Source organism: Streptomyces sp. NPDC017448, from assembly GCF_044330565.1.
Taxonomy (GTDB): domain Bacteria; phylum Actinomycetota; class Actinomycetes; order Streptomycetales; family Streptomycetaceae; genus Streptomyces.
This window is the reverse complement of sequence record NZ_JBIRLM010000001.1, coordinates 453,576-476,795: the sequence shown is the minus strand read 5'-3', so window position 1 is coordinate 476,795 and position 23,220 is coordinate 453,576. Positions and strand designations below refer to the sequence as shown.

The 23,220-nt window shown below is 68.7% G+C and carries 34 protein-coding genes; 2 read left to right on the top strand and 32 right to left on the bottom strand.

Going from position 1 to position 23,220, the window contains the following annotated elements:
• Positions 1 to 226 precede the first annotated feature (226 nt).
• On the bottom strand, positions 227 to 1,846 hold the full coding sequence (locus tag ACH4K1_RS02185; RefSeq protein ID WP_398085555.1) for an ABC-F family ATP-binding cassette domain-containing protein: 1,620 nt from the start codon (positions 1,844 to 1,846) through the stop codon (positions 227 to 229).
• A gap of 67 nt (positions 1,847 to 1,913) precedes the next feature.
• Between ACH4K1_RS02185 and ACH4K1_RS02180 the strand changes: the two genes are divergently transcribed.
• On the top strand, positions 1,914 to 2,762 hold the full coding sequence (locus tag ACH4K1_RS02180) for a hypothetical protein (RefSeq protein ID WP_398085553.1): 849 nt from the start codon (positions 1,914 to 1,916) through the stop codon (positions 2,760 to 2,762).
• Positions 2,763 to 2,843: 81 nt separating this feature from the next.
• Here the strand turns inward: ACH4K1_RS02180 and truA are convergent, their stop codons facing one another.
• From truA to rpsJ, 31 genes are all read right to left on the bottom strand, one after another.
• Entirely contained in the window at positions 2,844 to 3,698 is an 855-nt protein-coding gene (gene truA / locus ACH4K1_RS02175; protein ID WP_398085550.1) for a tRNA pseudouridine(38-40) synthase TruA, read from the bottom strand.
• A 93-nt stretch (positions 3,699 to 3,791) separates the two neighbouring features.
• Complete coding sequence (gene rplQ, locus ACH4K1_RS02170) at positions 3,792 to 4,319, bottom strand: 50S ribosomal protein L17 (RefSeq protein WP_073764872.1); 528 nt, start codon at positions 4,317 to 4,319, stop codon at positions 3,792 to 3,794.
• A 92-nt stretch (positions 4,320 to 4,411) separates the two neighbouring features.
• The gene (locus tag ACH4K1_RS02165) at positions 4,412 to 5,434 is read right to left on the bottom strand and encodes a DNA-directed RNA polymerase subunit alpha (protein WP_228993327.1); all 1,023 of its coding nucleotides are present in this window, start codon (positions 5,432 to 5,434) and stop codon (positions 4,412 to 4,414) included.
• Between the two features lie 137 nt (positions 5,435 to 5,571).
• Entirely contained in the window at positions 5,572 to 5,976 is a 405-nt protein-coding gene (rpsK, locus tag ACH4K1_RS02160) for a 30S ribosomal protein S11 (RefSeq protein ID WP_003956432.1), read from the bottom strand.
• A gap of 104 nt (positions 5,977 to 6,080) precedes the next feature.
• The gene (gene rpsM, locus ACH4K1_RS02155) at positions 6,081 to 6,461 is read right to left on the bottom strand and encodes a 30S ribosomal protein S13 (RefSeq protein ID WP_007446719.1); all 381 of its coding nucleotides are present in this window, start codon (positions 6,459 to 6,461) and stop codon (positions 6,081 to 6,083) included.
• A 194-nt stretch (positions 6,462 to 6,655) separates the two neighbouring features.
• The gene (gene rpmJ, locus ACH4K1_RS02150; protein ID WP_003956441.1) at positions 6,656 to 6,769 is read right to left on the bottom strand and encodes a 50S ribosomal protein L36; all 114 of its coding nucleotides are present in this window, start codon (positions 6,767 to 6,769) and stop codon (positions 6,656 to 6,658) included.
• A gap of 59 nt (positions 6,770 to 6,828) precedes the next feature.
• Positions 6,829 to 7,050 carry a translation initiation factor IF-1 gene (infA, locus tag ACH4K1_RS02145; RefSeq protein ID WP_003956442.1) on the bottom strand — a complete coding sequence of 74 codons (222 nt, stop codon included), beginning with the start codon at positions 7,048 to 7,050 and terminating at the stop codon, positions 6,829 to 6,831.
• Between the two features lie 251 nt (positions 7,051 to 7,301).
• On the bottom strand, positions 7,302 to 8,138 hold the full coding sequence (map, locus tag ACH4K1_RS02140; RefSeq protein ID WP_030709160.1) for a type I methionyl aminopeptidase: 837 nt from the start codon (positions 8,136 to 8,138) through the stop codon (positions 7,302 to 7,304).
• A gap of 129 nt (positions 8,139 to 8,267) precedes the next feature.
• Positions 8,268 to 8,927, bottom strand: coding sequence for an adenylate kinase (locus tag ACH4K1_RS02135; protein ID WP_073764874.1), 660 nt, complete (start codon positions 8,925 to 8,927; stop codon positions 8,268 to 8,270).
• Positions 8,927 to 10,240, bottom strand: a complete 1,314-nt coding sequence (secY, locus tag ACH4K1_RS02130; protein ID WP_398085545.1) for a preprotein translocase subunit SecY — start codon at positions 10,238 to 10,240, stop codon at positions 8,927 to 8,929. Before secY ends, ACH4K1_RS02135 begins: the two co-directional genes overlap by 1 nt.
• A gap of 381 nt (positions 10,241 to 10,621) precedes the next feature.
• Positions 10,622 to 11,077, bottom strand: a complete 456-nt coding sequence (gene rplO / locus ACH4K1_RS02125) for a 50S ribosomal protein L15 (protein WP_003966942.1) — start codon at positions 11,075 to 11,077, stop codon at positions 10,622 to 10,624.
• 1 nt (position 11,078) lies between these two features.
• Positions 11,079 to 11,261, bottom strand: a complete 183-nt coding sequence (gene rpmD, locus ACH4K1_RS02120) for a 50S ribosomal protein L30 (RefSeq protein WP_003966943.1) — start codon at positions 11,259 to 11,261, stop codon at positions 11,079 to 11,081.
• Complete coding sequence (gene rpsE / locus ACH4K1_RS02115; protein WP_006126891.1) at positions 11,261 to 11,863, bottom strand: 30S ribosomal protein S5; 603 nt, start codon at positions 11,861 to 11,863, stop codon at positions 11,261 to 11,263. The genes rpmD and rpsE overlap by 1 nt, the downstream gene beginning before the upstream one ends.
• 47 nt (positions 11,864 to 11,910) lie before the next feature.
• Positions 11,911 to 12,294: a 50S ribosomal protein L18 gene (gene rplR, locus ACH4K1_RS02110; protein ID WP_228993329.1), complete on the bottom strand. Its 384-nt coding sequence runs from the start codon at positions 12,292 to 12,294 to the stop codon at positions 11,911 to 11,913.
• A gap of 2 nt (positions 12,295 to 12,296) precedes the next feature.
• Entirely contained in the window at positions 12,297 to 12,836 is a 540-nt protein-coding gene (gene rplF, locus ACH4K1_RS02105; RefSeq protein ID WP_003966946.1) for a 50S ribosomal protein L6, read from the bottom strand.
• A gap of 21 nt (positions 12,837 to 12,857) precedes the next feature.
• Positions 12,858 to 13,256, bottom strand: a complete 399-nt coding sequence (gene rpsH / locus ACH4K1_RS02100; protein WP_003966947.1) for a 30S ribosomal protein S8 — start codon at positions 13,254 to 13,256, stop codon at positions 12,858 to 12,860.
• Positions 13,257 to 13,480: 224 nt separating this feature from the next.
• Positions 13,481 to 13,666, bottom strand: a complete 186-nt coding sequence (locus ACH4K1_RS02095) for a type Z 30S ribosomal protein S14 (RefSeq protein WP_003948630.1) — start codon at positions 13,664 to 13,666, stop codon at positions 13,481 to 13,483.
• A 2-nt stretch (positions 13,667 to 13,668) separates the two neighbouring features.
• On the bottom strand, positions 13,669 to 14,226 hold the full coding sequence (gene rplE, locus ACH4K1_RS02090) for a 50S ribosomal protein L5 (protein WP_006126888.1): 558 nt from the start codon (positions 14,224 to 14,226) through the stop codon (positions 13,669 to 13,671).
• Entirely contained in the window at positions 14,226 to 14,549 is a 324-nt protein-coding gene (gene rplX, locus ACH4K1_RS02085) for a 50S ribosomal protein L24 (RefSeq protein WP_003966949.1), read from the bottom strand. The genes rplE and rplX overlap by 1 nt, the downstream gene beginning before the upstream one ends.
• 2 nt (positions 14,550 to 14,551) lie before the next feature.
• On the bottom strand, positions 14,552 to 14,920 hold the full coding sequence (rplN, locus tag ACH4K1_RS02080) for a 50S ribosomal protein L14 (RefSeq protein ID WP_003966950.1): 369 nt from the start codon (positions 14,918 to 14,920) through the stop codon (positions 14,552 to 14,554).
• Between the two features lie 108 nt (positions 14,921 to 15,028).
• Positions 15,029 to 15,313, bottom strand: a complete 285-nt coding sequence (gene rpsQ, locus ACH4K1_RS02075) for a 30S ribosomal protein S17 (RefSeq protein ID WP_018490820.1) — start codon at positions 15,311 to 15,313, stop codon at positions 15,029 to 15,031.
• The gene (rpmC, locus tag ACH4K1_RS02070; protein ID WP_003966952.1) at positions 15,313 to 15,537 is read right to left on the bottom strand and encodes a 50S ribosomal protein L29; all 225 of its coding nucleotides are present in this window, start codon (positions 15,535 to 15,537) and stop codon (positions 15,313 to 15,315) included. Before rpmC ends, rpsQ begins: the two co-directional genes overlap by 1 nt.
• Positions 15,537 to 15,956, bottom strand: a complete 420-nt coding sequence (rplP, locus tag ACH4K1_RS02065; RefSeq protein ID WP_003966953.1) for a 50S ribosomal protein L16 — start codon at positions 15,954 to 15,956, stop codon at positions 15,537 to 15,539. The genes rpmC and rplP overlap by 1 nt, the downstream gene beginning before the upstream one ends.
• Before the next feature lie 5 nt (positions 15,957 to 15,961).
• A complete protein-coding gene (rpsC, locus tag ACH4K1_RS02060; protein WP_228993330.1) occupies positions 15,962 to 16,792 on the bottom strand; it encodes a 30S ribosomal protein S3 in 831 nt (276 codons plus the stop codon).
• Positions 16,792 to 17,139 (bottom strand): 50S ribosomal protein L22, encoded by a 348-nt coding sequence (gene rplV / locus ACH4K1_RS02055; RefSeq protein ID WP_004571827.1) that lies wholly within the window; start codon positions 17,137 to 17,139, stop codon positions 16,792 to 16,794. Before rplV ends, rpsC begins: the two co-directional genes overlap by 1 nt.
• 43 nt (positions 17,140 to 17,182) lie before the next feature.
• Positions 17,183 to 17,464, bottom strand: coding sequence for a 30S ribosomal protein S19 (gene rpsS / locus ACH4K1_RS02050; RefSeq protein ID WP_003966956.1), 282 nt, complete (start codon positions 17,462 to 17,464; stop codon positions 17,183 to 17,185).
• Between the two features lie 12 nt (positions 17,465 to 17,476).
• A complete protein-coding gene (rplB, locus tag ACH4K1_RS02045; RefSeq protein WP_030112812.1) occupies positions 17,477 to 18,313 on the bottom strand; it encodes a 50S ribosomal protein L2 in 837 nt (278 codons plus the stop codon).
• Between the two features lie 49 nt (positions 18,314 to 18,362).
• Positions 18,363 to 18,686, bottom strand: coding sequence for a 50S ribosomal protein L23 (gene rplW, locus ACH4K1_RS02040; protein ID WP_007446738.1), 324 nt, complete (start codon positions 18,684 to 18,686; stop codon positions 18,363 to 18,365).
• Complete coding sequence (gene rplD / locus ACH4K1_RS02035) at positions 18,686 to 19,336, bottom strand: 50S ribosomal protein L4 (RefSeq protein ID WP_073764884.1); 651 nt, start codon at positions 19,334 to 19,336, stop codon at positions 18,686 to 18,688. Before rplD ends, rplW begins: the two co-directional genes overlap by 1 nt.
• 4 nt (positions 19,337 to 19,340) lie before the next feature.
• Complete coding sequence (gene rplC, locus ACH4K1_RS02030) at positions 19,341 to 19,985, bottom strand: 50S ribosomal protein L3 (protein ID WP_030112814.1); 645 nt, start codon at positions 19,983 to 19,985, stop codon at positions 19,341 to 19,343.
• Between the two features lie 14 nt (positions 19,986 to 19,999).
• Positions 20,000 to 20,308, bottom strand: a complete 309-nt coding sequence (rpsJ, locus tag ACH4K1_RS02025) for a 30S ribosomal protein S10 (RefSeq protein ID WP_003948644.1) — start codon at positions 20,306 to 20,308, stop codon at positions 20,000 to 20,002.
• An 820-nt stretch (positions 20,309 to 21,128) separates the two neighbouring features.
• Between rpsJ and ACH4K1_RS02020 the strand changes: the two genes are divergently transcribed.
• Positions 21,129 to 23,147, top strand: a complete 2,019-nt coding sequence (locus ACH4K1_RS02020; protein WP_398086565.1) for a PIG-L family deacetylase — start codon at positions 21,129 to 21,131, stop codon at positions 23,145 to 23,147.
• The last annotated feature ends 73 nt before the right edge of the window (positions 23,148 to 23,220 follow it).

Genomic DNA, 23,220 nt, shown 5'->3' with positions numbered 1-23,220 from the left:
CAATGCCGGGAAACGACGCCCGTATGCGAGCCACTGGTAACTGCTCCAGAGAACCTACGTATGGGCCCTTCGCGCCATGACAGCGCAGCCGATACGCATAACAAACCAGAAGACTACCGGCCGCCCCCCGCGGCGGTCAAAACGCCCCCCGCCCGCACCGCCGACGCGCGAGGCGGCCTTTCCGGCCCCGCCGCCGGCCCCGGGCCCCGCCGCCGGCCGCCCGAGGTCACCGCGCCCGGTCCACCCGCCGCTCGTCCCACACCGGCTCCGCCGTCTCCCGGACCACCCCGTCCGAGCCGAAGACCAGGTACCGGTCGAAGGACTTCGCGAACCACCGGTCGTGCGTGACCGCCATCACCGTGCCGTCGTACACCTCCAGACCGTCCTGCAGCGCCTCCGCCGACTCCAGATCCAGGTTGTCCGTCGGCTCGTCCAGCAGCAGCGCCGTCGTACCGGCCAGCTCCAGCAGCAGGATCTGGAACCGGGCCTGCTGCCCGCCGGACAGCTTCTCGAACGGCTGGTCGCCCTGCCGCTCCAGCTCGTACCGCCGCAGCACCGACATCGCCCCGCCCCGGTCCTTGGCGTGCTCGGTCCAGAGGATGTCCACCAGCGTCCTGCCCAGCAGCTCCGGGTGGGCGTGGGTCTGCGCGAAGTGCCCCGGCACCACCCGCGCCCCGAGCTTCCACTCCCCCGTGTGCGCCACCGGCTCCCCCGCCAGCAGCCGCAGGAAGTGCGACTTGCCCGACCCGTTGGAGCCGAGGACCGCGACCCGCTCCCCGTAGTAGACCTCCAGGTCGAACGGCTTCATCAGCCCGGTCAGCTCCAGCCCCTTGCAGGTCACCGCCCGCACCCCGGTCCGCCCGCCGCGCAGCCGCATCCTGATGTCCTGCTCGCGCGGCGGCTCCGGCGGCGGGCCCGCCTCCTCGAACTTCTTGAAGCGGGTCTGCATCGCGTGGTAGCGGTTGGCCATGTCGGGGCTGTTCGCCGCCTGCTGCCGCATCCGCAGGACGAGCGCCTTCAGCCGGGCGTGCTCCTCCTGCCAGCGCCGCAGCAGCTCCTCGAACCGCGCGAACCGCTCCTTGCGCGCCTCGTGGTACGTGGCGAAGCCGCCCCCGTGCACCCAGACGTCGCTGCCCGCCGGGCTCGGCTCGACGCTGACGATCTTCTCCGCGGCGCGCGACAGCAGCTCCCGGTCGTGGGAGACGAAGAGGACCGTCTTACGGGTCTCCTTCAGCTTCTCCTCCAGCCACCGCTTGCCCGGCACGTCCAGGTAGTTGTCCGGCTCGTCCAGCAGCAGGACCTCGTCGGGCCCGCGCAGCAGCGCCTCCAGCACCAGCCGCTTCTGCTCGCCGCCGCTGAGCGTGCGCACCTCGCGCCACTGCGCCTTCTCGTACGGGACGCCCAGCGCGGCCGTGGTGCACATGTCCCACACCGTCTCGGCCTCGTACCCGCGCGCCTCCGCCCAGTCGCTCAGCGCCTGCGCGTACGCCATCTGCGCGGCCTCGTCGTCGACGGTGAGGATCCTCTCCTCCGCCGCGTCGACCGCCTTCGCCGCCTCCCGGATGCGCGGCTGCGCCACCGACACCAGCAGGTCCCGCACGGTCCGCTCGTCGCGCACCGAGCCCACGAACTGCGGCATCACCCCGAGCCCGCCGCTCACCGACACCGTCCCGCCGTGCGGCTGGAGCTCACCGGCGAGCAGCCGCAGCAGAGTCGTCTTGCCCGCCCCGTTCGCCCCGACGAGCGCGACGACGGCGCCGTCGGCCACCCGGAAGGAGGCGTCGCCGAGCAGCACCCGCCCGTCCGGAAGGTAGTACTCCAGGTGGCCTGCTTCGAGATGTCCCATACCGAGCATTGTCACGGTCCGCGAACGCTTGGCCCAACCGGTTTACGCCTCCCTCTAAACTGCGCGCATGAGCTTTGGGCAAGGGGGGGCCTCCTGGGGGCCCGGAGGCGGCGGGACTCCGGACTGGGCGGCGCTGGCGGAGCAGTCCGCGGCGCGGGCCCGGCGGAGGAAACTCCTGATGATCGGCGGCGGCGCGCTGGCCACGGTGGCGGTCGGCGCGATCGTGACCGCCGCCGTGGTCACGTCGAACGGCGGCGGCACGGGCAAGGCCGACGGCAGCGCGAGCCGGCTGCCCTCCCCGGCCGAACTCCCGGCGGAGTCCGCCGTGCCCGCGCCGTCCTTCTCCTCGGTCGCACCGCCGCCCCCGCCGGACCCCAAGGAGTACATATCCAGCGCCGAGAAGGACAGGGCGCCGGTCACCGTCGACGGGTTCTTCCCCGGCAAGAGGCTCACCATGGGCGACCGCGTCCACCTCAAGGGCGCGTCGAGCAGCTCCGCGACCTGCTCGACGGGCACCCAGGGCGCCCTCGGCGCCGTCCTCACCGACAACGGCTGCACCCAGCTCCTCCGCGCCACCTACCGCAAGGGCGGGGTGGCCATGACGGTCGGCGTCGCCGTCTTCGCCACGGAGGCCCGTGCGAAGAAGGCCGTCGACCAGGCTTCGGGCGGACTGGCCTCCCTCAGCGGCGGGGGCGTCGGCACCTTCTGCCGCGGCGGTACGGTCTGCCTGCGCACGTCCAACTCCTACGGCCGCTACGCCTACTTCACCATCGGCGGCTTCACCAGCGGCAAACGGGTCACCACCGCCGACAAGGACGTCTACGCCGTCAACAAGGACTTGACCAACTTCACGTTCCGTCAGATCCACCAACGGGGCCGGCTCCAGGCGTCCCAGGCCGCGGCCGACCCCGGCTGACGACCCCGCGGGCTCCACGCCCCCGCCGGACTCCCGAGCGGGCGCCCGGGAGTCCGGAGCACCGGTGAGCGGGCAGCCCGCTCAGCAGCAGCCGGCCCCCGGCAGCGTCCGCACGTTCCGGGCCTCTTCGGCCCGCGCCGCCAGCAACTCGTCCGCCGGGTAGGCCACTTCCTCCAGCGTCAGCCCGTGCGGACGCACCACGTGCACCCCGGGGTCGCGCACCTTCGCCGCCAGCACCTCGGCGGGCCAGGAGGCCGGCCGCCGCCCGTCGCCGACGAACAGCGCCGCCCCGATCAGCGCCCGCACCATGTTGTGGCAGAACGCGTCCGCCTGCACGGTCGCGGTGAGCACCCCGGAGTCCGGGTTCCGCACCCAGTCCAGCTTCTGGAGCGTCCGGATGGTCGTCGCGCCCTCGCGCTTCTTGCAGTACGCGGCGAAGTCGTGCTCCCCCACCATCAGCGCCGCCGCCTCGTTCATCGCGTCCACGTCCAACGGCCGGTCGTGCCACAGGACATGGCCGCGCGTCAGCGGATCGACCCCGCCGGGCCGGTCGCCCACCCGGTAGGCGTAGCGCCGCCACAGCGCGGAGAAACGGGCGTTGAACCCGGCCGGGGCGGGGGCCGCGCGCCAGACCCGTACGTCCTGCGGCAGCCGTCCCGCCAGCCGCCGCAGCAGCTTCTCCTCGTGCTCCGCCCAGAGCGCTTCCGGCAGGTCCACATGGGCGACCTGGCCGCGCGCGTGCACCCCGGCGTCCGTGCGGCCCGCCACCGTCAGGCCGTACGTCACCGCCGAGCGGGTCACGGTCCGCAGCGCGTCCTCGATCTCCCCCTGCACCGTGCGCCGGCCGGTCTGCTTCGCCCAGCCCGAGAAGTCCTTGCCGTCGTACGACAGGTCCAGCCGTACCCGTACGAAACCGGGCTCAGCCTCGTCACTCACCGCGTCTCCCTCTCCTCACCCTGATCAAGCGAAACGGGCCCGCACCGCCCCGAAGGGAGATGCGGGCCCGTCCCGTGGTCCGGCTCAGAACGCTCAGGCGTCCTTGCCCTTTTCGTCAGCCGCTTCCGCGGCGGGCGCGTCGTCGGCCGGCTTGGCGTCCTCGGCGGACTCGGCCGCGGGGGCCTCGTCCTTCTTGAGGGCGTCTTCCTTGACCGCGCGCTTCGTGGCGGCCTCGGCCTCACCGGTGGCCTGCTGGGCCACGGTCAGCGCCTCGACCAGCTCGATCACGGCCATCGGGGCGTTGTCGCCGCGACGGTTGCCGATCTTGGTGATACGGGTGTAACCACCGGGGCGGTTCTCGTACCGGGGAGCGATCTCGGTGAAGAGCGTGTGGACGACGCTCTTGTCCGTGATCGTCTGGAGCACCAGGCGACGGTTGTGGATGTCGCCCTTCTTCGCCTTGGTGACGAGGCGCTCGGCGACGGGGCGCAGGCGGCGGGCCTTGGCCTCGGTCGTCGTGATGCGGCCGTGCTCGAAGAGCGACTTCGCCAGGTTGGCGAGGAGCAGCTTCTCGTGCGCGGCGCTGCCGCCCAGACGGGCACCCTTGGCGGGACGCGGCATGGTGATTCTCCTTGTGTGCTGCACCGGCCGTATCAGGTACCGGTGTCAGTTCCCGTGCGGCGGACGCCTCACGGAAGTCGTACGGGTGGTGCTCAGTACTGCTCGGTCTCCACGAAACCGGCGTCCGCGTCGTCGTCCGCGCCGAAGGCGTCGGCGGCGGCGGTCGGGTCGAAGCCGGGAGGCGAGTCCTTGAGCGCGAGGCTCATACCGGCCAGCTTCGCCTTGACCTCGTCGATCGACTTGGCGCCGAAGTTGCGGATGTCGAGCAGGTCCGCCTCGGAGCGGGCCACGAGCTCACCCACGGAGTGGATGCCCTCGCGCTTGAGGCAGTTGTACGAGCGGACCGTGAGCTCCAGCTCCTCGATCGGCAGCGCCAGATCGGCGGCGAGAGCGGCGTCCGTCGGGGACGGGCCCATGTCGATGCCCTCGGCGTCGATGTTGAGCTCGCGCGCCAGGCCGAACAGCTCGACCAGGGTCTTGCCGGCCGACGCCATGGCGTCGCGGGGACGCATGGCCTGCTTGGTCTCGACGTCGACGATCAGCTTGTCGAAGTCGGTGCGCTGCTCGACACGGGTCGCCTCGACCTTGTACGTGACCTTGAGCACCGGCGAGTAGATGGAGTCGACCGGGATGCGGCCGATCTCCTGGCCGACCTGCTTGTTCTGGACGGCGGAGACGTAGCCGCGACCGCGCTCGACGGTCAGCTCCATCTCCAGCTTGCCCTTGCCGTTGAGCGTGGCGAGAACGAGGTCGGGGTTGTGCACCTCGACACCGGCCGGGGGCGCGATGTCGGCGGCGGTGACCAGGCCCGGGCCCTGCTTGCGCAGGTACATCACGACCGGCTCGTCGTGCTCCGAGGAGACGACCAGCTGCTTGATGTTGAGGATGAGGTCGGTGACGTCCTCCTTGACGCCCGGCACGGTGGTGAACTCGTGCAGAACGCCGTCGATCCGGATGCTGGTGACAGCGGCGCCCGGGATCGAGGAGAGGAGGGTGCGGCGGAGGGAGTTGCCGAGGGTGTAGCCGAAGCCCGGCTCCAGCGGCTCGATCACGAACCGGGAGCGGAACTCGTCGACGACCTCTTCGGTCAGCGACGGACGCTGAGCGATAAGCATGCGGTGATCCTTCGATCGTGGGCACCCACTATTTGATGCCCGACAGATGTAACAAGGATACGGGCGGTACGCCCCTTCTGGGGTGTACCGCCCGGACCCGGCGCTACTGACGCGCGGCCGTCACCGGCCGTCGCGGGTCAGACGCGGCGACGCTTCGGCGGACGGCAGCCGTTGTGCGGCGTCGGGGTGACGTCCTGGATCGAGCCGACCTCGAGGCCGGTGGCCTGGAGGGAGCGGATCGCGGTCTCACGGCCGGAGCCGGGACCCTTGACGAAGACGTCGACCTTGCGCATGCCGTGCTCCTGCGCGCGGCGGGCGGCCGACTCGGCGGCCATCTGCGCGGCGAAGGGGGTGGACTTGCGCGAGCCCTTGAAGCCGACGTGGCCGGCGGAGGCCCAGGAGATCACGTTGCCCGAGGGGTCCGTGATCGAGACGATGGTGTTGTTGAACGTGCTCTTGATGTGCGCGTGGCCGTGAGCGACGTTCTTCTTTTCCTTGCGACGCACCTTCTTGGCTGCGCCCTGACGACCCTTGGGGGGCATGTCTTGACTCCAGATGGAGAGGGGAGGTGATCGGTCCTACAGCGAAGACCGCTGGTTGCTGCGGGGCCCGGAGAACCGGAGGTCCGCAGTGCGTCCGCTGAGGACTACTTCTTGCCCGGCTTCTTCTTACCGGCGATGGCGCGACGCGGGCCCTTGCGGGTACGCGCGTTCGTGCTGGTGCGCTGACCGTGGACCGGCAGACCACGGCGGTGACGAATGCCCTGGTAGCAGCCGATCTCGATCTTGCGGCGGATGTCGCCCTGGACCTCGCGGCGGAGGTCACCCTCGGTGCGGAGGTTGGCGTCCACGTACTCGCGGATCTTGACGAGGTCTTCCTCGGCAAGGTCGCGGACGCGGGCGTCCGGGTTCACGCCGGTGCTGGCGAGGATCTCCTTGGACCGGGTGCGCCCGATGCCGAAGACGTAGGTGAGGGCAACCTCCACGCGCTTTTCGCGCGGGATGTCAACACCTGAAACGCGTGCCATTCAATGGCTCCAGTTGTCATATCGGGGGTCTTCCGCAGTACCGCTCCCGACCGCCGACCGCTCACGAGAAGCGGTGGTACGCCCGGGTCCCCGGCCCCCGCCGGAGGTGTCGTCAGCCGTGGCTTGGACGGGTACTGCGTATGTACGTATTACGTGCGTCGCGCGAAGAACTGCGAGATGCAGGCGGTCGTGCGTCAGCCCTGGCGCTGCTTGTGGCGCAGGTTGTCGCAGATGACCATGACCCGACCGTGGCGGCGGATCACCTTGCACTTGTCGCAGATCTTCTTGACGCTCGGCTTGACCTTCATGGGATGTCAGGTTCTCCGGGTCAGTGCCATCATCCGCCGAAACGGGATGGGGGCAAGATCTACTTGTAGCGGTAGACGATCCGGCCGCGCGTGAGGTCGTACGGAGAGAGCTCCACCACAACACGGTCATCGGGGAGGATACGGATGTAGTGCATCCGCATCTTGCCGCTGATGTGCGCCAGGACCTTGTGACCGTTCTGGAGCTCCACCTTGAACATTGCGTTCGGGAGGGACTCGATCACGGTGCCCTCAATCTCGATGGCACCTTGCTTCTTGGCCACGCTTCGCCTTTCGAATCGGCTACCTTGATCGGCTCTCACGTATCGCGTGTGCAACATGCGGGCACACGGATGCACCAGAGCCGACGAGTCAGTCTACGTCAGCGGACTCCAAAAGACGAATCCGTCAAGTTTGCCCACTGCCGGTGATCCTTAGACCTGCCCGGGGGGTGGTATCGGGGCGCCTCCCGTGCGGCGGGCCGCTGCGCCGGGCTCCGCCCGCCGTCCCAGGGCCGGCCGGGCCGGTCCGCCGGTCAGCCGAGCGGGTCCGGCGCCGCCTCGATGCCGTACTCCGCGAGCTTCGCCTTCCCGCAGTCCGGGGCGGTCAGGACCAGCGGGCCCTGCTCGGTCAGCGCGATGGAGTGCTCCCAGTGCGAGGACCAGGTCCCGTCCGTCGTGATGACCGTCCAGTCGTCGGCCAGGGTCTCCGTGCGGGCCGTTCCGAGCGAGACCATCGGCTCGATCGCCAGGCAGACGCCGGGAACCAGCTTGATGCCCTTGCCGCGCTTGCGGGAGACGTAGTTCAGCAGGTGGGGGTCCATGTGCATCTCGGTGCCGATGCCGTGGCCGCCGAAGTCCTCGATGATCCCGTACTTCCCCGTCGCCGGGCGGGGCTGGCGGCGGATGTAGGTCTCGATCGCCCGGGAGACGTCCACGAGGCGGTTGTTCACCTTCATCGCGGCGATCCCGGCCCACATCGACTCCTCGGTCACCCGCGAGAGCTCGACCAGCTCCGGCGCGTGACCGGTGCCCACGAAGGCCGTGTACGCGGCGTCGCCGTGCCAGCCGTCGACGATCGCGCCGGCGTCGATGGAGATGATGTCGCCGTCCTTGAGGACCGTCTTCTCGTCCGGGATGCCGTGGACGACGACCTCGTTGACCGACGTGCAGATGGTCGCGGGGAACCCGCCGTACCCGAGGAAGTTCGACTTCGCGCCGTGGTCGGCGATCACCTTCCGGGCGACCTGGTCCAGGTCGTGCGTGGTGGCCCCGGGCACGGCCGCCTCACGGGTGGCGGCGTGAATGGCGGCGACCACCAGGCCCGCCTCGCGCATCTTCGCGATCTGCTCGGGGGTCTTGATCTGCACCATTGCTCGGCGCCTCTCTGCATCGACGGTGGCGGGTACGGCTCGGCGTGTTCAACGATACGGGCGCAAGCAGTCGGCCGCGGCGCCCAGAGGCGCCGCGGCCGGCTTGCACAGCGGGGTGGTGCGGGAGGCTCAGCCCTCGTTCGAGGACTTCAGCGCCTCCATGGCGCGGGCGGTCACGTCCGCGACCTCGCCCAGCGCGGAGATGGTCACCACCAGGCCCTGGGCCCGGTAGTAGTCGATGATCGGCTCGGTCTGCGTGTGGTAGACCTCCAGCCGGGTGCGGACCGTCTCCTCGCTGTCGTCGTGGCGCTGGTACAGCTCGCCGCCGCAGGCGTCGCAGACGCCCTCGGTCTTCGGCGGGCTGTACGACAGGTGGAAGACGTGCGAGCTGTCCTTGCGGCAGACGCGGCGACCCGCGATCCGCTTCACGACCTCTTCCTCGGGGACCTCCAGATCGAGGACCGCGTCCAGCTTCACGCCCTCGTCCTTGAGCATCGCGTCAAGGGCTTCGGCCTGGCCCACATTCCGCGGGAAGCCGTCCAGCAGGAAGCCGTTCACGGCGTCCGACTGGGACATGCGGTCCTTGGCCATCCCGATGGTGACCTCGTCCGGCACCAGCTGCCCCGCGTCGATGTAGGCGCGGGCCTGCTTGCCAAGGTCCGTGCCCTGGCTCATGTTGGCGCGGAACAGGTCACCCGTGGAGATGTGCGGAATCGACAGGTTCTTGGCAAGGTACGCAGCCTGCGTTCCCTTGCCGGCACCCGGAGGCCCGACGAGGACGATTCGCATCAGCGGAGGAACCCTTCGTAATTGCGCTGCTGGAGCTGACTCTCGATCTGCTTCACGGTTTCCAGACCCACACCCACGATGATGAGGATGCTCGTCCCGCCGAACGGGAAGTTCTGGTTAGCTCCGCCGAAGCCTGCCAACGCCATCGTCGGCACCAGAGCGATCAGGCCCAGATACAGCGAGCCCGGCCAAGTGATCCTGTTGAGCACGTAGCTCAGGTACTCGGCAGTAGGTCGGCCTGCCCGGATACCCGGGATGAAGCCACCATACTTCTTCATGTTGTCGGCGACTTCGTCGGGGTTGAACGAAATGGCCACGTAGAAGAAGGCGAAGAAGACGATCAGTACGAAGTACGTCGCGATGTAGTACGGGTGCGTTCCCGTCACGAAGTTGTCCGTGATCCAGGTCGCCCAGCCCGCGGTGGACTGGGAGAACTGCACGATCAGCGCCGGGATGTAGAGCAGCGACGAGGCGAAGATGACGGGGATCACGCCCGCCTGGTTCACCTTGAGCGGGATGTACGTGGACGTACCGCCGTAGGAACGGCGCCCGATCATGCGCTTCGCGTACTGCACCGGGATGCGGCGCTGGGCCTGCTCGACGAAGACGACGAGGCCCACCATCACGAAGCCGACCAGGATGACCGTGCCGAACTCGATCCAGCCGTCGGCCAGCTTGCCGCTCTCCTTGATGGCCCACAGGGCGCCCGGGAACGTGGCGGCGATCGAGATGAACATCAGGATCGACATGCCGTTGCCGATGCCGCGGTCGGTGATCAGCTCACCGAGCCACATGACGGCGGCCGTGCCGGCGGTCATCGAGATGACCATGATGACCGTGGTGAAGATCGACTTGTCCGGGACGACCTGGTTGGCCACCGAACAGTTCTGGAAGAGCGCACCGCTGCGGGCGGTGGCGACGAGGCCGGTGCCCTGGAGGACGGCCAGTGCGACCGTCAGATAACGCGTGTACTGCGTGATCTTCGCCGTGCCGGACTGCCCCTCCTTCTTCAGGGCTTCCAGGCGCGGGATCACGACGGTCAGCAGCTGGAGAATGATGCTGGCCGTGATGTACGGCATGATGCCGAGCGCGAAGATGGTGATCTGCAGCAGGGCGCCACCGCTGAACATCTGCATCAGACCGAGCAGGCCACCCGATTCGGCCGGGTCGATGCACTGCTGCACCTTCGAGTAGTCCACACCCGGGGCCGGAATGTGCGCCCCGAGCCGGTAGATCACGATGATGCCGAGCGTGAAGAGCAGCTTCTTGCGCAGGTCGGGCGTCTTGAACGCTCGGGCGAACGCGGTGAACACGGTGCCTCCTGCGACCCCCGCGCTATGCGTCAGAGGCGACGGGTCTGGATGGGTCTGGATGGGTTCGGATACAGGGCAGCCCTACATCGTAAGGAGGCCACAAAAGATGAACGGCGCTACCCTACCCGGCCCGGCACTGGGCGGGAAACACGCACCGCACGCCGGTGCACCGCCCACCTGCCGGACCACGCCGTGGAAGACCGGTCGAGCAACACGATTTGGGACGGGTATGTCCCCTCCGCTCCCCCACCGCCGTCGCGGTGGACACCCCTTCAACCTTTCCCGAGCCTTTACGGTTCCCGTACAGCGCCCCGAACACGAAAAAACCCGGCCGGCCACCTCCGAAGAGGCGGCCGGCCGGGCTCAGTCCTGTCCCGCGGCTCAGACGAGCTCGGTGACCGTACCGCCGGCGGCGGTGATCTTCTCCTTGGCGGAGCCGGAGACGGCGTCAACCGAAACCTGCAGCGCCACGGAGATCTCGCCCTGTCCGAGGACCTTGACGAGGTGGTTGTTGCGCACGGCGCCCTTGGCGACCAGGTCGGCCACCGTGACCTCTCCACCCTCGGGGTAGAGCGTCGCGAGCTTGTCCAGGTTCACGACCTGGTACTCCGTGCGGAACGGGTTCTTGAAGCCCTTGAGCTTCGGGAGACGCATGTGGAGGGGCATCTGGCCACCCTCGAAGCGCTCCGGAACCTGGTAACGAGCCTTCGTACCCTTGGTACCACGGCCTGCGGTCTTACCCTTGGACGCCTCACCACGACCCACACGGGTCTTGGCGGTCTTGGCGCCCGGGGCAGGCCGGAGGTTGTGGGCCTTCAGCGGGCTGTTCTCCGCCATGTCAGTCAACCTCCTCAACCGTCACGAGGTGGCGGACGGTGTGCACCATTCCGCGGAACTCGGGGCGGTCCTCCTTGACAACCGAGTCGTTCAGGCGCTTGAGCCCGAGCGAACGCAGGGTGTCGCGGTGGTTCTGCTTGCTGCCGATGTACGACTTGGTCTGCGTGATCTTGAGACGGGCCATTACGCACCCGCTCCCGCACGCGCACGGAGCAGAGCCGCGGGGGCGACGTCCTCGAGCGGCAGACCGCGGCGGGCCGCGATCTCCTCGGGACGCTGCAGGCCCTTGAGGGCCTCCACGGTCGCGTGCACGATGTTGATCGCGTTGGACGAGCCAAGCGACTTCGACAGGATGTCGTGAACGCCGGCGCACTCGAGCACGGCGCGCACCGGGCCACCGGCGATAACACCGGTACCGGGGGAAGCCGGCTTGAGCAGGACGACGCCCGCAGCCTTCTCGCCCGTGATCGGGTGAGGGATGGTGCCCTGGATGCGGGGGACCTTGAAGAAGTTCTTCTTGGCCTCTTCGACACCCTTGGCGATGGCCGCGGGAACTTCCTTGGCCTTGCCGTATCCGACACCGACGGTGCCGTCACCATCGCCCACCACGACGAGCGCGGTGAAGCTGAAGCGACGACCACCCTTCACAACCTTGGCGACGCGGTTGATCGCGACGACGCGCTCGACGTACGCGGTCTTCTCGGCGGCTGCGCCACCGTCGCGGCCCTTCCGGTCCCGCCGCTCGCCGCCACCGGCACCGCTTCCGCGGCGCTGGGGTCCAGCCATGGGAATTACCTCTCTCTGTTACGTCCGCTGTGCGTAGGAACCGGGGCTTAGAACTTCAGCCCGGCTTCACGGGCGGCGTCAGCCAGAGCGGCAATCCGCCCGGCGTACTGGTTACCACCGCGGTCAAACACGACGGTCTCGACGCCTGCAGCCTTGGCACGCTCGGCGACCAGGGCGCCGACCTGCTTGGCCTGGGCGCTCTTGTCACCCTCGCCACCACGGATCGAGGTGTCCAGGGTCGACGCCGACGCGAGCGTGTGGCCCGCGATGTCGTCGATGACCTGGGCCACGATGTGGCGGTTGGAACGCGTCACGACCAGACGGGGACGCTCCGGCGAACCCGACAGGTGCTTGCGGACGCGGATGTGGCGGCGCTTGCGGGCAGCGCGCTTGTACGCGTCGCCCTTGGCGATCTTCACACCGTATGCCATGGCTACTTACCAGCCTTTCCGACCTTGCGGCGGATGACTTCGCCCGCGTACTTGACGCCCTTGGCCTTGTACGGGTCGGGCTTCCGCAGCTTGCGGATGTTGGCGGCCACCTCGCCGACCTTCTGCTTGTCGATGCCCTCGACGCTGAGCTTCGTGGGCGACTCGACCTTGAAGGTGATGCCCTCCGGAGCCTCGATGAGGATCGGGTGGCTGTAGCCCAGGGCGAACTCCAGGTTGGAGCCCTTCGCCTGGACGCGGTAACCGACACCGCTGATCTCGAGCGCCTTGGAGTAACCCGCGGTCACGCCGGTGATCATGTTCGCCACCAGCGTGCGGGACAGGCCGTGGAGGGCCTTGTTCTGACGCTCGTCGTTCGGGCGGGTGACGTTGAGAACGCCGTCCTCACCCTTGGAGACCTCGATCGGCGCGGCGACGGTGTGCGTGAGGGAACCCTTGGGGCCCTTCACCGCGACCGTACGGCCATCGATGGTGACGTCCACACCGGCGGGAACCTGGATGGGGAGCTTGCCGATTCGCGACATGAGCTTTCCTTCCTTTCCCGACTACCAGACGTAGGCGAGGACTTCCCCACCTACGCCCTTCTTGCCTGCCTGCTGGCCGGTCAGGAGACCGTGGGAGGTGGAGATGATCGCCACTCCCAGGCCACCGAGGACCTTCGGCAGGTTGGTGGACTTTGCGTACACACGCAGACCCGGCTTCGAGATGCGCTTGATGCCGGCGATCGAACGCTCGCGGTTCGGACCGAACTTCAGCTCCAGGACGAGGTTCTTGCCGACCTCGGCGTCCTCGACCTTCCAGCCGGTGATGAAGCCCTCCTGCTGGAGGATCTCCGCGATGTGCGACTTGATCTTGCTGTGCGGCATCACGACGGAGTCGTGGTATGCCGAGTTCGCGTTACGCAGACGCGTGAGCATGTCTGCGATGGGATCAGTCATGGTCATGAATTGGCCTTCGGCCTCTCTCGCCGGGGTTTCCTGTATGCGCCATCCCTCTCCCCACTCACTGGCGGGACGGGTGCGGTGCGGGGACCTACGGCGTAGTAAGTCGGTCTAGGGCGGCAGGCGCCCAACCCTTCAAGCCTACGGCATGAAAGGCGGGGCCCCTGCCGACCAGATGCTTACCGAGAGTCTCCGGGAACTTCCAACGCCCAGGGGGCGAAGGAGAGTTACCAGGAGCTCTTGGTCACGCCCGGCAGCTCGCCACGGTGAGCCATCTCACGAAGGCACACGCGGCACAGGCCGAACTTGCGGTAGACGGAGTGGGGCCGGCCGCAGCGCTGGCAGCGGGTGTACCCGCGGACGCCGAACTTCGGCTTACGGGCGGCCTTAGCGATCAGAGCCTTCTTCGCCACGGTCAGTTCTCCTTGAACGGGAAGCCGAGGTGACGAAGCAGGGCACGACCCTCGTCGTCGTTGGTCGCCGTGGTGACCACGGTGATGTCCATGCCCCGGACCCGGTCGATCTTGTCCTGGTCGATCTCGTGGAACATGACCTGCTCCGTGAGACCGAAGGTGTAGTTGCCACGGCCGTCGAACTGCTTCGGCGACAGGCCACGGAAGTCACGGATACGCGGCAGCGCGAGCGACAGCGTACGGTCCAGGAACTCCCACATCCGGTCACCGCGGAGGGTGACGTGGCAGCCGATCGGCTGGCCCTCGCGCAGCTTGAACTGCGCGATGGACTTGCGGGCCTTCGTGACGGCCGGCTTCTGACCGGTGATCGTGGTGAGGTCGCGGACGGCCCCGTCGATCAGCTTGGAGTCGCGGGCGGCGTCGCCCACACCCATGTTGACCACGATCTTGACCAGACCGGGAACCTGCATGACGTTCTCGTACGAGAACTCCTCACGCAGCTTGCCGGCGATTTCCTCGCGGTAGCGCGTCTTGAGACGCGGCGCAGTGGTGGCAGTCATCAGATGTCCTCACCGGTCCGCTTGGCAACGCGGATCTTGTTGCCCTCGTCGTCAAAGCGGTAGCCGACGCGGGTGACAACCTTGTTGCCGTCCTTCTCCACGACCAGCTGAACGTTGCTGACGTGGATCGGAGCCTCGGTGGTCACAATGCCACCCGTCTGCGAACCGCGAGCCGTCTGACCGGCCTTGGTGTGCTTCTTGACCCGGTTGACACCCTCGACGAGGACGCGGTCCTGAGCGGGGTAGGCCACGATGACCTTGCCCTGCTTGCCCTTGTCCTTACCGGTGATGACCTGGACCAGGTCGCCCTTCTTGATCTTCATGCTTACAGCACCTCCGGCGCGAGCGAGATGATCTTCATGAACTTCTTCTCGCGCAGCTCCCGGCCCACGGGGCCGAAGATGCGGGTGCCGCGGGGGTCGCCGTCGTTCTTCAGAATGACGGCGGCGTTCTCGTCGAAGCGGATGTACGAGCCATCCTGACGACGACGCTCCTTGACGGTGCGAACGATGACGGCCTTGACGACGTCACCCTTCTTCACGTTGCCACCGGGGATCGCGTCCTTGACGGTGGCGACGATGACGTCACCGATACCCGCGTAGCGGCGACCCGAGCCACCGAGAACACGAATGGTGAGAATTTCCTTCGCACCCGTGTTGTCGGCGACGCGCAGTCGCGACTCCTGCTGGATCACGTCTATCTCCTGATCGTCTGCCGGTTCCCGGCCGGGAGCCGCGTAAGTGACTTACGCGGCTCCCTCACCGAGCCTGGCGGAACTGACCTGAGGGAAACCCCTCAGGAATTACTTGGCCTTCTCGAGGATCTCGACGATGCGCCAGCGCTTCGAGGCGGACAGCGGACGCGTCTCCATGATGAGGACGCGGTCGCCGACGCCGGCGGAGTTCTGCTCGTCGTGGGCCTTGAGCTTGTTCGTACGGCGGATGACCTTGCCGTACAGGGCGTGCTTCACGCGGTCCTCGACGGCGACGACGACGGTCTTGTCCATCTTGTCGCTGACGACCAGACCCTCACGGGTCTTGCGGAAACCGCGCTCGGTGTTCGTCTCAGTCACAGTCTTCTCGCTCATCAGGCACTCTCCACCGTCTCGATGCCCAGCTCGCGCTCACGCATCAGGGTGTAGATCCGGGCGATGTCCTTACGGACGGACTTGAGCCGACCGTGGTTCTCGAGCTGGCCCGTCGCCGCCTGGAAGCGGAGGTTGAACAGCTCTTCCTTGGCTTCGCGGAGCTTGTTGAGGAGCTCCTCGTCGCCCAGCTCGCGCAGCTCGGACGCCTTGGTACCGGCCGACATCACGACTCACCTGCCTCGCGCCGCACGATCCGGCACTTCATCGGAAGCTTGTGAGCAGCGCGGGTGAGCGCCTCACGAGCAATCTTCTCGTTCGGGTAGGACAGCTCGAACATCACCCGACCGGGCTTGACGTTCGCGATCCACCACTCGGGAGAACCCTTACCGGAACCCATGCGGGTCTCGGCCGGCTTCTTCGTCAGGGGACGGTCCGGGTAGATGTTGATCCAGACCTTGCCGCCACGCTTGATGTGACGGGTCATCGCGATACGAGCGGACTCGATCTGACGGTTCGTCACGTACGCCGGGGTCAGCGCCTGGATGCCGTACTCGCCGAACGCAACCTGCGTGCCACCCTTGGACATACCGCTGCGCTTCGGGTGGTGCTGCTTGCGGTGCTTGACCCTACGGGGGATCAGCATTTCGGTCAGGCCTCCGTTCCGGTGCTCTCAGCAGCCGGAGCAGCGGCGGCGTCGGCCTTGGGGGCCTCGGCTGCCGGCGACTGCTGCGGCTTACGGCCGCGACCGCCACGCTCGCCACCACGGCCACCGCGGCCGGCCGGGCGGTCGGTGCCGCCACGAGCCGGACGGTTGCCGGCGCGGGCCGCGGCGTTCTCGGCGCGAACCTCGGCGATGTTCTTGACGTCGCCCTTGTAGATCCAGACCTTCACGCCGATGCGGCCGAAGGTCGTCTTGGCCTCGAAGAAGCCGTAGTCGACGTTGGCCCGGAGCGTGTGCAGGGGCACGCGGCCCTCGCGGTAGAACTCCGAGCGGGACATCTCGGCGCCGCCGAGGCGGCCACCGCACTGGATCTTGATGCCCTTGGCGCCGGCCTTCATCGAGGACTGCATGCTCTTACGCATGGCCCGACGGAAGGAGACGCGGGAGGAGAGCTGCTCGGCGACGGCCTGGGCCACCAGCTGAGCGTCCACCTCGGGGTTCTTGACCTCGAGGATGTTCAGCTGGACCTGCTTGCCGGTCAGCTTCTCCAGCTCGCCGCGGATGCGGTCGGCCTCGGCGCCGCGGCGGCCGATGACGATGCCCGGACGCGCGGTGTGGATGTCAACGCGGACGCGGTCGCGGGTGCGCTCGATCTCGACCTTCGAGATGCCGGCCCGCTCCATGCCCTTCGTCATCATGCGACGAATGGCGACGTCTTCCTTGACGTAGTCCTTGTACAGCTTGTCGGCGTACCAGCGGGACTTGAAGTCCGTGGTGATGCCGAGCCGGAACCCGTGCGGGTTTACCTTCTGGCCCATTACCGGGTTCCTTCCTTGCTGCTGACGACCACGGTGATGTGGCTGGTCCGCTTACGGATCCGGTAGGCGCGGCCCTGGGCACGCGGCCGGAACCGCTTCAGGGTCGGACCCTCGTCCACGTACGCCTCGCTGATGACCAGCGAAGAGGCGTCGGTGTGGTCGTAGTTGTGTGCGGCGTTGGCGATGGCGCTGTCCAGCACCTTGCCAACCGGCACGCTCGCGGCCTGCGGGGCGAAACGCAGGACCGCCTGAGCCTCCGTGGCGTCCATGCCACGGATGAGGTCCACCACGCGGCGGGCCTTCATGGGCGTGACGCGGATGTACCGCGCCTGGGCCCTGGCTTCCATGGTTGTCCCTTCGGTGTAAGTCATAGTCGTTTCCACCCCGCGCTTAGCGGCGCTTCGACTTCCGGTCGTCCTTGACGTGGCCGCGGAAGGTGCGAGTCGGCGAGAACTCGCCGAGCTTGTGGCCGACCATCGACTCGGTGACGAACACCGGGACGTGGATCTTGCCGTTGTGCACCGCGATGGTGTGACCCAGCATGGCCGGGACGATCATCGAGCGACGGGACCAGGTCTTGATGACGTTCTTGGTGCCTGCCTCGTTCTGTACGTCCACCTTCTTGATGAGGTGTCCGTCGACGAAGGGCCCCTTCTTGAGACTGCGCGGCATCTAAACCCGCTCCTAGCGCTTCTTGTTCGTCTTGCGGCGGCGGACGATGTACTTGTTGCTCGCCTTCTTGGGAGAACGCGTACGACCCTCCTTCTGACCCCACGGCGAGACCGGGTGGCGACCACCGGAGGTCTTGCCTTCACCACCACCGTGCGGGTGGTCAACCGGGTTCATCGCGACACCGCGGACGGTCGGGCGCACGCCCTTCCAGCGCATGCGGCCGGCCTTGCCCCAGTTGATGTTCGACTGCTCGGCGTTGCCGACCTCGCCGATCGTCGCGCGGCAGCGCGCGTCGACCAGGCGGATCTCACCCGACGGCATACGAAGGTGGGCCATGGTGCCCTCCTTCGCCAGCAGCTGCACGGAGGCACCCGCGGAACGGGCGAACTTCGCGCCGCCGCCGGGCCGCAGCTCGATGGCGTGGATGGTCGTACCGACCGGGATGTTGCGCAGCGCCAGGTTGTTGCCGGGCTTGATGTCGGCGGTCGGACCGTTCTCGACACGGTCACCCTGCGACAGGCCACGGGGAGCGACGATGTAACGCTTCTCGCCGTCCGCGTAGTGCAGCAGCGCGATGCGCGCGGTGCGGTTCGGGTCGTACTCGATGTGCGCGACCTTGGCCGGCACGCCGTCCTTGTCGTGACGACGGAAGTCGATCACGCGGTAGGCGCGCTTGTGGCCACCACCCTGGTGGCGAACGGTCACACGACCGGCGTTGTTACGGCCGCCCTTGTTGTGCAGAGGGCGGACCAGCGACTTCTCCGGCGTGGACCGCGTGATCTCGACAAAGTCGGCGACGCTGGAGCCACGACGGCCCGGGGTCGTCGGCTTGTACTTGCGGATACCCATTGTCTCTCAGTCCTCGGAAGAATTCCGGATCCTGGACGACTCGACCTCACTAGGAGGTCGGGCCGCCGAAGATGTCGATACGGTCGCCCTCGGCGAGGGTCACGATGGCGCGCTTCGTGTCGGAGCGCTTGCCGAAGCCGGTCTTGGTCCGCTTGCGCTTACCCTGCCGGTTGATCGTGTTGACCCCGGTGACCTTGACCGAGAAGACCGCTTCCACGGCCTGCTTGATCTGGGTCTTGTTGGAGCCCGGCGCGACGATGAACGTGTACTTGTTCTCGTCGAGCAGCGCGTAGCTCTTCTCGGAGACCACGGGCTTGACGAGAACGTCACGCGGGTCCGAGTACGTCTTGCTGGTAACGGTCGCCTCACTCATCAGGCGGCGCTCCCTTCGGTCTCAGCGGTCTGGGGGCCAGACACGAAGGACTCGAGGGCGGCCTGGGTGAAGACCACGTCGTCAGAGACGATCACGTCGTACGTGTTGAGCTGGCCCGGCTCCAGGATGTGCACCTGGGGCAGGTTGCGCGCGGACAGCCACGCGGCCTCGTCGGAGCGCTCGACGACCAGGAGCACGTTGGGGCGCTCCGAGATCTTGCCGAGCAGCGTCTTGGCGGCCTTGGTGGAGATCTCGCTCTCGACCACGCCGGTGACGACGTGGATGCGGGAGTGACGGGCCCGGTCGGAGAGGGCACCGCGCAGGGCGGCGGCCTTCATCTTCTTCGGGGTCCGCTGCGAGTAGTCACGCGGCTGCGGGCCGTGGACGACGCCACCGCCGGCGAACTGCGGGGCGCGGGTCGAGCCCTGACGGGCGCGGCCGGTGCCCTTCTGGCGGTACGGCTTCTTGCCACCGCCGCGGACTTCGCCGCGGGTCTTGGTCTTGTGCGTGCCCTGACGGGCAGCCGCCAGCTGAGCGACGACGACCTGGTGGATCAGCGGAACGCTGGTCTTCGCGTCGAAGATCTCCGCGGGGAGCTCGACGGTACCGGCCTTGTCGCCTGCCGGCGAAAGGATGTCAATGGTGCTCATTACCTCAAGCCCCCTTGGCCGCGGTACGGACCAGGACGAGGCCGCCGTTCGGACCGGGGACCGCGCCCTTGATGAGGAGCAGACCCTTCTCCGCGTCAACCGCGTGGATGGTCAGGTTCTGGGTGGTGACGCGCTCGTTGCCCATGCGACCCGCCATGCGCATGCCCTTGAAGACACGGCCGGGGGTGGCACAGCCACCGATGGAGCCCGGCATGCGGTGCACACGGTGGGCACCGTGGGACGCCTTGCCGCCCTTGAAGTTGTGACGCTTCATGACACCGGCGAAGCCCTTGCCCTTGCTCTTGCCCGTGACGTCGACCTTGACGCCGGACTCGAACACAGCGGCGGTGACCTCCTGGCCCAGCGTGTACTCGCTGGCGTCAGGGGTGCGGAGCTCGACCAGGTGGCGGCGCGGGGTGACGTCGGCCTTGGCGAAGTGACCCTTGAGGGGCTTGTTCACCTTGCGCGGGTCGATCTCGCCGAAGGCGATCTGGACCGCTTCGTAGCCGTCGCTGTCGTTGGTGCGCACCTGCGTCACGACGCAGGGACCGGCCTTGACGACGGTCACCGGGACGACCCGGTTGTTCTCGTCCCAGACCTGCGTCATGCCGAGCTTCTCGCCCAGGACGCCCTTGATGTTCTTGCTCATCTCGGCCCGTCCCCTCAGAGCTTGATCTCGATGTCGACGCCGGCCGGGAGGTCGAGGCGCATCAGCGAGTCAACCGTCTTCGGCGTGGGGTCGAGGATGTCGATGAGGCGCTTGTGGGTGCGCATCTCGAAGTGCTCGCGAGAGTCCTTGTACTTGTGCGGCGACTTGATGACGCAGTACACGTTCTTCTCAGTGGGCAGCGGCACCGGGCCCGCGACCGACGCACCAGTGCGGGTCACCGTCTCGACGATCTTCTTCGCCGAGGAGTCGATGACCTCGTGGTCGTAGGCCTTGAGCCGGATGCGGATCTTCTGTCCCGCCATGGCTACTAGTAGTCCTGTCTCTCTGTTTAACGCTCTGGAACCCGGGGGTTCTCTGGACTCCCCCTCCGACCCACGCGGTCGGGCGTGTCGCATCCCCTCTACGAAAATCTCCCGCCAGGGAGATCCCAACCAAGGGGGTGCGGGCCGAGGACCGCGGAACCGGGGGTGGAACACCCGCCGGGCGCCTGGTCAGCACCCTGCTGTGCTTCCCGGAAGATTCCCGTACGTCCGGCCCTGGGGGCCGACGAGTACTGTGGGACTCGCTTCCGGTCCTCCCGGCGGGAGGCGCGCAGCATTGACACTCAACCGAGCAACCTGGTCAGTGTGCCATACGGGGTGCGGGCCTGGCCAATCGAGCCGGGAATACTACCCCGAGCGAGCGGCCGCTCAAACGCGGGCACGCATCCGGGGCCTCCGAACCCTCTCGGAACAGTCTGAGGGATGCGCCGGAATCCGGCCATGGCGGCGATCACACCGGACGCCGGGGCGCCCAGCGGGGCGCCCCTCCCCCTGAGCTGCGCGGGGCGCCCGTCGACGCACGCCGGGGCGGCCCGCCCGCCGCCTCCTCGCCCGGCGCGCGGTCACCGCCGGGGCAGGGGGCTCCGCCCACGCGTTCCCGGTGCGCGATCCCACGTCCCGGCCGGGCAACCCGACCGCCCCGATCTCCGTCTACTCCCCCGCAGGCGCCGCCGACCAGCCGCTGACCTGCGCGAAGAGCCAGGAGTACGCAGGACGGGGCGGTCGTTCGCCCGCTGCGGGGGAAGCGGGAGCGGACGGAGTGCGCGGCGTGGTGGATCGATCTGTCCCGGCCCGGATACGGGTGCCCCGGCGCGCCCTGCTCCTGGCGGCCACCGCGACCGCCGCCACCGCCGGATGCGCCGTGCCGGTCCCCCGGCGCCGCGGGCCGGTGGCCGATCCGGCGCCCGGCCTGGCCATAGCGAGCACCCGGCGGGCGCTGGTCATGCAGCTGCTGGCCCACCCGGACGACGACCTGTACTTCATGAACCCGGACACCCGCGAGGCCCTCGACGCGGGCACCCCGGTGGTCTGCGTCTACCTCACCGCGGGCGAGGCCGACGGGGTCAACAAGATCCCCGGGGCCCCTCGCCCGGCCGCCGACCGGGCCGGGTACTCCTCCGCCCGCCACCAGGGCCTGCGCCAGGCGTACGCCGAGCTGCTCGGGCTGGACCGCTTCACGCCCTGGCAGAAGTCGGTGATCGCCCTGGGCGGGGGCCACCGGGCCGAGCTGAACGTCCTGGCCGGCGGGGCGGGGAGGGTCGAGCTGGTCTTCCTCAACACCGCGATGCACACCGGGCGCGGCCGGCTCGGGCTGCCCAGCCTCTGGCGCGACCGGCGGCTGGTGCTGCCTACCGTCGTCGCGGCCGGCTCCCCGCTGGAGCAGACCGGTTCGTACACGTACGACTCCCTGATCGACGTGCTCGCGGGGTTGCTGGAGCGGTACCGGCCGACCGTCGTGCACACCCTCGACCCGGACCCGGACCTCCAGTTCAGCAGCGAGTACGAGCGCCGCCGGGACAGTGAGCAGCGCGGGTACTCCGACCACGCCGACCACACCGCGGCCGGCGGCTTCGCCTGGGCGGCGCTGATCCGCTGGGTGGCGCGGGCCACGGCGGCCGGGAAGCCCGTGCCCGCCTTCGCCGTCGCCTCCTTCCGGGGCTACTACAACCGGCACTGGCCCAAGAACCTGCCGCCCGAGGTGCTGGAGCGCAAGGCCGCCCACCTCGTCCCGTACGGCGGCGCACCCGACTGGGAGTGCGGCAACCCCTCCGGCTGCGGTGACTACAACGTGGGCGGCGACCGGCCGCTGACCAACCGGAAGGGCTGGGTGCGCTCCACCCACCACCGCTACCCGGGGCCCCGCGCACGGGTCGCCGCCGGCGCGGACGGCCGGCTCACCGTCTACGGGGTGCTGGGGCTGCGCGCCGTCCGGTGGCGCGAGAGCGCGCCCGGCAGCGGAGCCTTCGAGGCGGCGGACGACCTCGGCGGCGGTCCGCTCGCACCGGTCCTGGCCTCGGCGGCGACGGCGGACGGGCGGCACCTGCTGTTCGGGCTGCGGTTCGCCGCGCTCGGCGGCCACGGCTCGGCCGACGAGCGCGAGATCGTGCTGCTGGAGCAGGACGCGCCGGACGGCCCCTTCCGCGCCTGGCGGGGGCTCGGCAACCCTGCCGTCGGCGCCGACCACGGGCGGCGGATCGGCGTGCCCGTCGCCGTGGCGGCCCCGGACGGCCGCGTCCACCTCTTCGTGCGGAACGCGGAGAAGGGGGTGAGCACCCGGGTGCGCGACGCGGGGACCGGCCGCTGGAGCGGGTGGCGCGACCTGGGCGGGGGCGAGGTGCAGGACGGTCTGACCGCGGTGGTGGACACGGCGGGGCGCGTCCACGTGTACGCGGCCGGGCACCACGCGGTGCACCACTGGACCCAGGACGCCCCGGACACCGACGTCACCGCCCGTGCCCAGCTCACGGACGCCCCCGTACCTGCGCACGCGCCCGGCGCGCTCGCCGCGCCGGACGGGTCCGTGGAGCTGTACTACCGGCCGGCCGCGCGGCCGGGGCTCGCCGTCGTACGGTCCGCCGCGGCGCCCGCGCCCCGCTTCGGGGGGTACGGTCCGGTGGCCGCCGCCGGTTCGCCGGGCGGCCCCGTCCTGCTGGGCCGGACCCCGGAGGGCCGGATCCGGCTGCGTACCGCCGGGGGTTCCGCCGTACGGTCGCGGGGGCCGGTCGCCCTGGACGGGGCCGCCCTCCACGTCGGGGCGGACGGGCGGCCGGTCGCCGTGGGGTTCGGGACGGACGCCGCGCCCTGGACGTGGCGGCCCTAGCGGAGGACGCGCTCGCCCCAACTGCCGCCCCATAAAACGGTGTTATGCCCAAACGTTAGTACCTCGGCCTCGT